The following is a 3740-nucleotide window of genomic DNA, read 5'->3' as shown; positions in this document are numbered from 1 at the left end:
GCCATCTCGGCCCGCAAGGGTCCGATCCGCAGGATACCAACGCTGAAAGCCGTCTGCATCGCCAAGAGGCGCGTGAAGTCGCCCGGCAAAGCCTGGTGCTGCTGAAGAACCGACTGGAGACGCTGCCGCTGAAAAAATCGGGGACCGTTGCGGTTATCGGGCCGTTGGCCGACAGTAAGCGTGATATGATGGGCAGTTGGTCGGCGGCGGGCGTGGCGGAGCAGTCGGTGACGGTGCTGACCGGTATCAAAGACGCGCTGGGTGACAAAGGCAAGGTTATCTATGCCCGCGGCGCCAACGTGACCAACGATCAAGGCATTGTCGATTTCCTTAACCTGTATGAGAAAGCGGTGCAGGTCGATCCGCGCTCGCCACAGGCGATGATCGATGAAGCGGTGGCCGCGGCGAAACAGTCCGACGTGGTGGTGGCCGTGGTGGGCGAGGCGCAGGGCATGGCCCATGAAGCCTCCAGCCGCACCGACATCACCCTGCCACAGAGCCAGCGCGATTTGATTAGCGCCCTGAAAGCCACCGGCAAGCCGCTGGTGCTGGTGCTGATGAACGGTCGTCCGCTGGCGCTGGTGAAAGAAGATCAGCAGGCTGACGCTATCCTCGAAACCTGGTTTGCCGGGACCGAAGGCGGTAATGCTATTGCCGATGTGCTGTTCGGCGATGCCAACCCGTCCGGTAAACTGCCGATGTCGTTCCCGCGCTCGGTGGGGCAGATTCCGGTGTACTACAGCCACCTCAATACCGGCCGTCCGTACAATGCTGACAAACCGAACAAATACACCTCCCGTTACTTTGATGAAGCGAATGGCCCGCTGTACCCATTTGGCTACGGCCTGAGCTACACCACCTTTAGCGTCTCTGACGTGAAAATGTCGGCACCGACCATGCAGCGCGACGGTAGTGTCACCGCCAGCGTGCAGGTGACGAATACCGGCAAATGTGAAGGGGCAACGGTGATTCAGCTCTATCTGCAGGATGTGACCGCCTCGATGAGCCGTCCGGTGAAAATGCTGCGTGGCTTTAAGCGCGTTACTCTCAAACCTGGGGAGACGCAAACCGTCGCTTTCCCGATTGAGATTGATGCCCTGAAGTTCTGGAATCAGAAAATGAAATACGACGCCGAGCCGGGCAAATTTAACGTCTTTATTGGCGTCGACTCCGCCCGCGTCAAGCAGAGTGAATTCGAGCTGCTGTAACAGCTGTAACTGAGGAAGCGCGGGGTTCACAGGTCGGATAAGGCTCCAGCCACCAGAAGCACGCGCATCCTGTTTAAAACAGGTTTGTCATCAGTCTCAAAGGCCGAATATTCGGCCTTTTCTTTTTCCGCAGCACTAAATGAACTACGCTTTTCTCTTAAGCTCCTGTTAATGGGGCGCAAATTAAAGAGGGACGCGGGGATGATAAAGGCACGTATTTGGTCAGGTGCGCTGGCGCTGGCCGCGCTGGTCAGCCTGCCGCTTCAGGCGGCGGAGCCGGTCAAAGTTGGCTCAAAAATCGACACCGAAGGGGCGCTGCTGGGCAATATTATTTTGCAGGTTCTGGAAAGTCATGGCGTGAAAACCGTTAATAAGATCCAACTGGGAACTACCCCGGTGGTTCGCGGGGCGATTACGGCGGGTGAACTGGACATTTACCCGGAATACACCGGCAACGGCGCCTTTTTCTTTAAAGATGAAAACGATCCGGCATGGAAGAACGCGCAGCAGGGTTATGAGAAGGTCAAAACCCTCGATGCGCAGAACAATAAGCTTATCTGGTTGACGCCCGCGCCGGCCAATAACACCTGGACCATTGCCGTGCGCCAGGATCTGGCGGAAAAAAATCATCTGACTTCGATGGCCGATCTCAGCGCCTGGCTGCAAAAAGGAGGCGATTTTAAGCTCGCCGCCTCCGCCGAATTTATCGAACGTCCGGATGCGCTCCCGGCCTTTGAAAAGGCCTACGGCTTTAAGCTCAAGCAAAGTCAGCTGCTGTCGCTGGCGGGGGGCGATACGGCGGTGACCATCAAAGCTGCGGCCCAGCAGACTTCCGGGGTGAATGCGGCAATGGCCTACGGAACCGATGGGCCAGTGGCGGCGTTGGGGCTGCAAACGCTCAGCGATCCGCAGGGCGTACAGCCGATCTATGCCCCGACCCCCGTGGTGCGCGAAGCGGTGCTGAAAGCCTATCCGCAAATCGCCCAGTGGCTGCAGCCGGTCTTTGCCAGCCTTGACGAAAAAACGCTGCAGCAGCTCAATGCCAGCATTGCCGTGGAAGGGCTGGACGCGAAAAAAGTTGCCGCAGATTACCTGCAGCAAAAAGGGCTGCTGAAGTAGATTATTCGTGGCTATTCGCTGTCATAACCGCGTATCGCCGCTGCTGGCCTGTTTACTGCTGCTGGTGGTTGCTCTGCCGTTCGTCAACTATGCCCCTAATCGTCTGTTGTCCGGAGAGGGGCGCTGGCTTTGGCAGCTCGCGCCCTGGCTGATGGCGGTGCAGGTCTGCGGCGCGCTGCTGCTGATTCTTCTCTGCTGGCTGCCGGGACGCTGGCCGCTGTTGCTGAGCTTGCTTATGCTGGATGCGCTGCTGGCGCTGCTGTTCTGGGGAACGGGGCAGACAGCGGTACAACTGGCGCACAGCGGCTCCTCACTGGCCCGCACCTCACCGGGAAGCGGCTTGTGGCTGGCGCTGGCGCTGTGCTTACTGCTGGCCAGCGAGTCGATCCGACGTCTGACCCCCCGGGCGCACTGGCGCTGGCTGCTCAATGCGCAAATCTGGTTAATTCCCTGCGTGCTGCTCGGCAGCGGAGCGCTGAATCAGCTCTCGCTACTGAAAGAGTATGCCAACCGCCAGGAGGTGTTTGATGACGCCCTGCGTCAACATTTGACCCTGCTATTTGGCACGCTGCTGCCGGGTCTGCTGATCGGGCTGCCGGTGGGCATCGGCCTCTGGCACCGTCCACAGTGGCAGGCCCCGGTGTTTACCTTTCTCAATGTTATTCAAACCATTCCCTCCGTCGCGCTCTTTGGCCTGCTGATCGCGCCGCTGGCTGGTCTCGCCCGCTATTTTCCCGGACTGGCTGAACGAGGCATTTCCGGCACCGGGATGACGCCCGCGCTGATTGCGCTGGTACTGTATGCCTTACTGCCGCTGGTCCGCGGGGTGGTGACCGGTTTACAGCAGGTACCGCGCGATGCGCTGGAGAGCGCTGCGGCGATGGGGATGAGCGGCGCGCAGCGTTTCTGGCACGTGCAGCTGCCGCTGGCGTTGCCGGTTCTGCTGCGCAGTCTGCGGGTGGTGAGCGTGCAAACCGTTGGAATGGCGGTGGTCGCAGCCCTCATTGGCGCCGGTGGGTTTGGTGCGCTGGTCTTCCAGGGGCTGTTGAGCAGCGCGCTGGATCTGGTACTGCTGGGGGTGATTCCGACGATTGCGCTGGCAGTGGTAGTCGACGCGCTGTTTGCGCTGTGGGGGGCATTTTTGAAAGGAGAGGCGGGTGATTGAATTTGACGGGGTAAACAAATCCTTCGCCGGGCTGCCGGCGGTGAAAAACCTGAACCTGCACCTGCGCGAAGGCGCGTTCTCGGTCCTGATCGGAACCTCCGGTTCGGGGAAATCGACCACCCTGAAAATGATTAACCGGCTGGTCGAACATGACAGCGGCACGATCCGTTTTGCCGGGCAGGATATTCGCCAGCAGCCGGTACTGACGCTGCGTCGTCGGATGGGCTACGCCATTCAGTCTATCGGCC

General features: G+C 59.6%; 4 protein-coding genes. All 4 read left to right on the top strand.

Features of this window, described 5'->3' with window-relative positions; all coding sequences use genetic code 11:
* On the top strand, nucleotides 1-1208 hold a 1208-nt coding region (gene bglX, locus ACZAHD_RS22360; RefSeq protein ID WP_462458684.1), incomplete at its 5' end, for a beta-glucosidase BglX.
* Between the two features lie 201 nt (nucleotides 1209-1409).
* Nucleotides 1410-2327, top strand: coding sequence for a glycine betaine ABC transporter substrate-binding protein OsmF (osmF, locus tag ACZAHD_RS22355; RefSeq protein ID WP_462458683.1), 918 nt, complete (start codon nucleotides 1410-1412; stop codon nucleotides 2325-2327).
* Nucleotides 2328-2334: 7 nt separating this feature from the next.
* Nucleotides 2335-3492, top strand: a complete 1158-nt coding sequence (locus ACZAHD_RS22350; RefSeq protein WP_462458682.1) for an ABC transporter permease — start codon at nucleotides 2335-2337, stop codon at nucleotides 3490-3492.
* A partial coding sequence (locus ACZAHD_RS22345) for an ATP-binding cassette domain-containing protein (RefSeq protein ID WP_462458681.1) occupies nucleotides 3485-3740 on the top strand: 256 nt, incomplete at its 3' end. The genes ACZAHD_RS22350 and ACZAHD_RS22345, both read left to right, overlap by 8 nt.

The organism is Raoultella sp. (assembly GCF_039594335.1).
In the GTDB taxonomy this organism is placed as follows: domain Bacteria; phylum Pseudomonadota; class Gammaproteobacteria; order Enterobacterales; family Enterobacteriaceae; genus Klebsiella.
Note: the sequence above shows the minus strand (reverse complement) of the source record. Positions and strands in the feature narration are given on the sequence as shown.